The following is a 4942-nucleotide window of genomic DNA, read 5'->3' on the forward strand; positions in this document are numbered from 1 at the left end:
CCTTTGTATAAGGACTGATAGCCTGCTACAAGAAAAATCTGACACGCTTTGTGTAGCGCGTTACATAAAGTGCGTCAAGTTATTTTTCAAAGGGTACACGAACAGACTTGAAATTGCGGAATGATATAACTATATCACTATTCACAGTTTCAAGGTAGTCTTTGGATCTTAGTCCTGCATGTCCGTTCTCCTGTTTTATTATTCCCTGCTTTAGCGTTTTCTATTCCTTTTTTATATACTTCTATTTATCGCTTTTCTGCTGCCGTGCAACCTGCCGTGGATTGAATTTTTCCGCAAAGGTAATCGCCAGTCCCAGTCATGTCAATGCCGACATTCAGCCGCAAGTGAAGCGCAAAAATCTTCCTCTCCGCTGGTGAGCGTATTTTTCCTCTTCAGCCTTGCCAGATTGTTCCTGCCGCCTTTGGATGCAGAAAAAATCATCCCGGAGGTCGCAAACAGGCCAAACAGAGGGAAATAAAGAATATTTATAAACTAAGGTAACGGTAGGATTAACCACCTGCCACAAAAAGAATTTATTATGTTATACGTTCACACAATTGGTCGCATTGGCAAGGATTGCCAGGTTATTACTGGAGCACACGGTTCATTCATTGCATTTGATATTGCGGTAGATGACTATTCACATGGAAACAGCATCACTACTTGGGTAAGGGTACGGAGTAAGAAAGAGAACCATATTCGACTATCCGAATATCTTACCAAAGGACGGTTACTGCTCATTGAAGGGACACTTTCGGCTTCACTGTGGAAGGATAAGGATGAAAACTGTCAGATTCAACTATCCATTACGGCAGACGCATTGGAGTTCATCAATACCGGAAAGCGTGAGGGTACAACTTCAGAAGCAGAGAGTCCGACGGATGCCGCAAGCAATGCACCTGTACCACCGGTAGCTATGCCGCAAGAGGACAAGGAAGACTTGCCGTTCTGATGATGTGCATATAGTATTGAACAACAACAAATACTAAATGTAGTATTTACTAATTATAGTAAAGTAGGAAGTTAGTAAGTTAGCTATTACTGAAAGTAGTACTTACTACATTTAGTTTATTAGTATTTTAGTATAGTAGTAAATACTAAAATACTTTTTTTAGTAAAATAGTATATACTAATTATAGTATTTACTAAGAATAGTATTATCTTTGTATCGCATATAAAGACATCAAATTATGACAAAAATTATAGCTGTTTTGAATCATAAGGGTGGGGTTGGCAAGACAACTACCACCATCAATCTTGCCGCTGCTTTGCGACAGAAGAAAAAGCGTGTACTGGCTATCGACATGGACGGGCAGGCAAATCTTACAGAATCGTGTGGTCTCTCCATTGAGGAAGAACAAACGGTGTATGGGGCAATGAGAGGTGAATATCCCTTACCGGTTATCGAACTGGAGAACGGACTTGCTGTTGTGCCGTCCTGTCTCGACCTGTCGGCGGCAGAATCCGAACTGATAAACGAGCCGGGACGTGAGTTGATACTGAAAGGCCTGATTGCGAAATTGCTTGACAGTCGGAAGTTTGACTACATCCTGATTGACTGTCCACCTTCACTGGGCTTGCTGACACTCAATGCCCTTACCACAGCGGACCTTCTGATTATTCCGGTGCAGGCACAATTCCTCGCCATGCGCGGAATGGCGAAGATTACAAGCGTAATTGAGATTGTCAAGGAACGCCTGAACCCGAACCTGAGTATTGGTGGCATTGTTATTACCCAGTTTGACAAGCGCAAGACACTCAACAAGAGCGTAGCTGAAATTATCAATGACTCTTTCTGTGACAAAGTGTTCAAAACGATTGTACGGGACAATGTGGCACTGGCCGAAGCTCCTATAAAGGGAAAGAACGTCTTTGAGTACAATAAGAACTGCAATGGAGCCAAAGATTATATGGCTTTAGCACAAGAGGTTTTGAAATTAAAATAAGACAATATGGGCAAGAGTGATTTATTGAAAGACAGTATGAAAAGCGGACTGGACGGATTGCTGTCATCCACGAAGAAATCTCCGCAAAAGAAGGAAGCCACACCACTTAAAACTGAAAAAGAGCCTGCGGTACATTGCAATTTCGTTATCGACAAGAGTGTTCATACGCGTATGAAATTCCTTGCTATTGAGAAGAATATGTCATTGAGAGACATTGTAAATGAGGCGATGAAGGAGTATTTGGAAAAAAACGGTAAGTGAGGGTATGTCCCTCGCTTCCCGTTCTTTTAAATCTGTGACTTCTGTTAGTACGTTATGCCGATATGTATTGCTACATATCAGTCATTGACAACCCTTTGTATGACAGGGAATAACCTTTGAACTCTCCCGTTGCACGCATGAAAGCGGCTGCTTTCGCTTCCAGTTTTTCCATGTCGATATTTTCGGCCTTGCGTTTGACTTCGAAAAATGTCGCCGTATCGTCCAGTTCGTTTTCAGCTACTATGTCTATTTCGTTCTCACCCTTGCGGTCCCACCAGCCTCCGATACGCGTATAGACTTGCCGTTCTATCAGTACACGTTTAAAGTAACGTTCAAGCATCAGACCGCTGAAAGTTTCATAATCCCGACCTATAATCATCTTCACACTTCCATAGTTCTCTATCTCCAGCATATAGCTGTACTTGTAGATGAAGCGGAACCAGAACGTGAAAAAATTATCCTCGATGACATACCGGACATTCTTGGCGGAACTCTTCTCGAACAGCGGTTGCTTCTTCGATATGATTTCGTATTCTTTCTCCAGCTTGGTAAGATAACCGCCGATTTCCTTGCCTACCACGTTTTCAATTTCCGAACGGGATGTTTTTCCTCGTGCAATGGCCGATAGTATGGAGAAATAGATTCCGTAATCCTTGCCGAACTCTTCGATAAGAATCGCTTTACCCTCGCCCAAAAATATGGAGTCGGCCTTTATAATCTGGTCGAGCATAGTCGTTTTGGCTGTTGCTCCTGCATCCACGAGTAGTTGTACATACTTCGCCACACCGCCCGTGAAAGCGTACAAGGCCAGCAGATCTTCCGTCGTGTAGCCGGGGTTGTATTCCGAAAGAATATCTTTCAGAACAGTTGGGGTAAACGGACGCACAGTCATAAAGCGCGACTGCCGGTTATACAACGGCTCTTTCTTATCCTTGAATATCTTTGTCATCATGGAATAAATCGAACCACAGACAATCAGGTTAATACGGGACTTCGGGCTGTATAGATCCCAGATGCGCTGCATATCGCTGAACACCGATTTGTTCACACGGAAAAACTCCTGGAACTCGTCGATAAAGAGTGTGATGGGACGTTCTGCCGAAAGTTTCATCAGGTACTCGAACACATCAGTGAAGTGTTCGGCCCGCCCCATGGTTGGGACCCCCAACTTGTTCTCTATTTCAAGCCGGTAGTCCTCACACAAATCGCCTTCGGCTTTCCGGGCAACAAAGAAATAGAGAATCGGTTCGTCCTCGTATGCCTTCCACACGAGTGATGTCTTACCGATACGGCGACGTCCCGTTACCACTGTAAACTGAGCATTGTTTTTGGCCATTTCGCGAATCTTGCGAAGAGAGGCTATTTCTTCTGTCCTGTCAAAAAATCTCATATCCTTATCCTTTTTTATTGCTATTTCCGAAACGGCTGTTTCCGAAACGGCTGTTTCGTTACTGCAAAAATAATGCAAATTTCTGGTAAAACAGGCAATTGATACAGATTTATTTAGCGAAATGGCTCAAAGGATTTTTATCTGGTAAGTTCCATTCCTGTTTTACACCGTCTGGTCTTACGTCCTTCCGCTTGTCCCGTTGTATCGTTAATCATCCCTTTATAGTTCCATCCGTTTTACCATCCGCCTTTCAGCGTATTCTTCCTTTTCTATATTCTTTTAATGCCACTCATCCGGTCCATTCCTGCCATCACCGGTTGGTTTTCCAGACGCAAAGGTGGACTGCCGCGCTTGATTCCGTCGCTTTGAAGTGCATTTCCTATAAAATTCTTCCTTTCTGCGAAAGAGTAATTTTCCGGAAAAAGCGTCGGAAATCGCTTATTCGTCAGTCCTTGTAAAGCATCTGTAAATCCCAAGCGGTTCAGGCAGAAAAGAGAACCGAACAAAGGGAAAATAAAAAATTAAATATTAAAACCAATTAAATTTTTATGATTATGGAAGCAACAGCAATTCAATCAGTAGAGAAAAACATCACAATGGTAGCATTGGCAAACGTGCAGCCGAGCAATTACAACCCACGTAAGAATTTTGACGAAGCGAGCCTTGCAGAACTTTCCGAGAGTATTCGTCAGCAGGGTGTGTTACAGCCTATTGGAGTACGCCCAATAGAAGACAACCGCTTTGAGATTGTTTTTGGAGAACGCCGATATCGTGCCTCCCTCATGGCAGGATTGGAAGACATTCCGGCTGTCGTTATGGAAATTTCAGACGAAGTTGCCGAAGAAATGGCGGTAACTGAAAACCTCCAGCGCAAGGATGTTACCCCGATAGAGGAAGCAAATGCCTACCAAAAGCTCATTGATAGTGGTCGCCACGATGTGCAGTCTTTGGCGGTGCAGTTCGGTAAAAACGAAAGCTATATCCGCACACGCCTTAAATTCGTTTCCTTAATGCCCGAAATCGCACAGCTTTTGGAACAGGACGAAATCACAATCAGCGTAGCGAGCGAAATTTGCCGTTATGGGGAAGATATTCAGAAAGAGGTGTACAACAAGCATCTTAAAGAGGGGGTGCAGTACAATAGTTGGCGAGGAATGAAAGCCTCTGATGTTGCACGGAACATCGAACGGCAATATACTACCGACTTGGAACGATACGCATTTGACAAGACCCTCTGTCTGTCGTGTCCTCACAATACAAATAATATGATGTTATTTTGCGAGGGCGGTTGCGGAAATTGCGCCAATCGTACTTGCCTTGCTGAAATGAATGCGGCATACCTCAC

Annotated in this window: 5 protein-coding genes; 4 read left to right on the plus strand and 1 reads right to left on the minus strand. The window is 43.6% G+C overall.

Translation table 11 applies throughout. The features are described from left to right. The first annotated feature begins 538 nt into the window (after positions 1-538). The 3 genes from HMPREF0673_RS00650 (at position 539) to HMPREF0673_RS00660 (ending at position 2207) form a co-directional block, all read left to right on the plus strand. The gene (locus tag HMPREF0673_RS00650; protein WP_004310157.1) at positions 539-952 is read left to right on the plus strand and encodes a single-stranded DNA-binding protein; all 414 of its coding nucleotides are present in this window, start codon (positions 539-541) and stop codon (positions 950-952) included. Positions 953-1190: 238 nt separating this feature from the next. Next, complete coding sequence (locus HMPREF0673_RS00655; protein WP_007896781.1) at positions 1191-1946, plus strand: ParA family protein; 756 nt, start codon at positions 1191-1193, stop codon at positions 1944-1946. 6 nt (positions 1947-1952) lie between these two features. Beyond that, complete coding sequence (locus HMPREF0673_RS00660; RefSeq protein ID WP_004310159.1) at positions 1953-2207, plus strand: hypothetical protein; 255 nt, start codon at positions 1953-1955, stop codon at positions 2205-2207. Positions 2208-2277: 70 nt separating this feature from the next. Here HMPREF0673_RS00660 and HMPREF0673_RS00665 read toward each other — a convergent pair whose 3' ends face one another. Then, a complete protein-coding gene (locus tag HMPREF0673_RS00665; protein WP_004322072.1) occupies positions 2278-3597 on the minus strand; it encodes an ATP-binding protein in 1320 nt (439 codons plus the stop codon). A 554-nt stretch (positions 3598-4151) separates the two neighbouring features. Here HMPREF0673_RS00665 and HMPREF0673_RS00670 point away from each other — a divergent pair. Next, positions 4152-4942 (plus strand): ParB/RepB/Spo0J family partition protein (locus tag HMPREF0673_RS00670; RefSeq protein ID WP_040596141.1); only part of this gene is annotated, 791 nt, incomplete at its 3' end.

Origin of the sequence: Leyella stercorea DSM 18206, assembly GCF_000235885.1 — a bacterium.
GTDB classification, from domain to species: domain Bacteria; phylum Bacteroidota; class Bacteroidia; order Bacteroidales; family Bacteroidaceae; genus Prevotella; species Prevotella stercorea.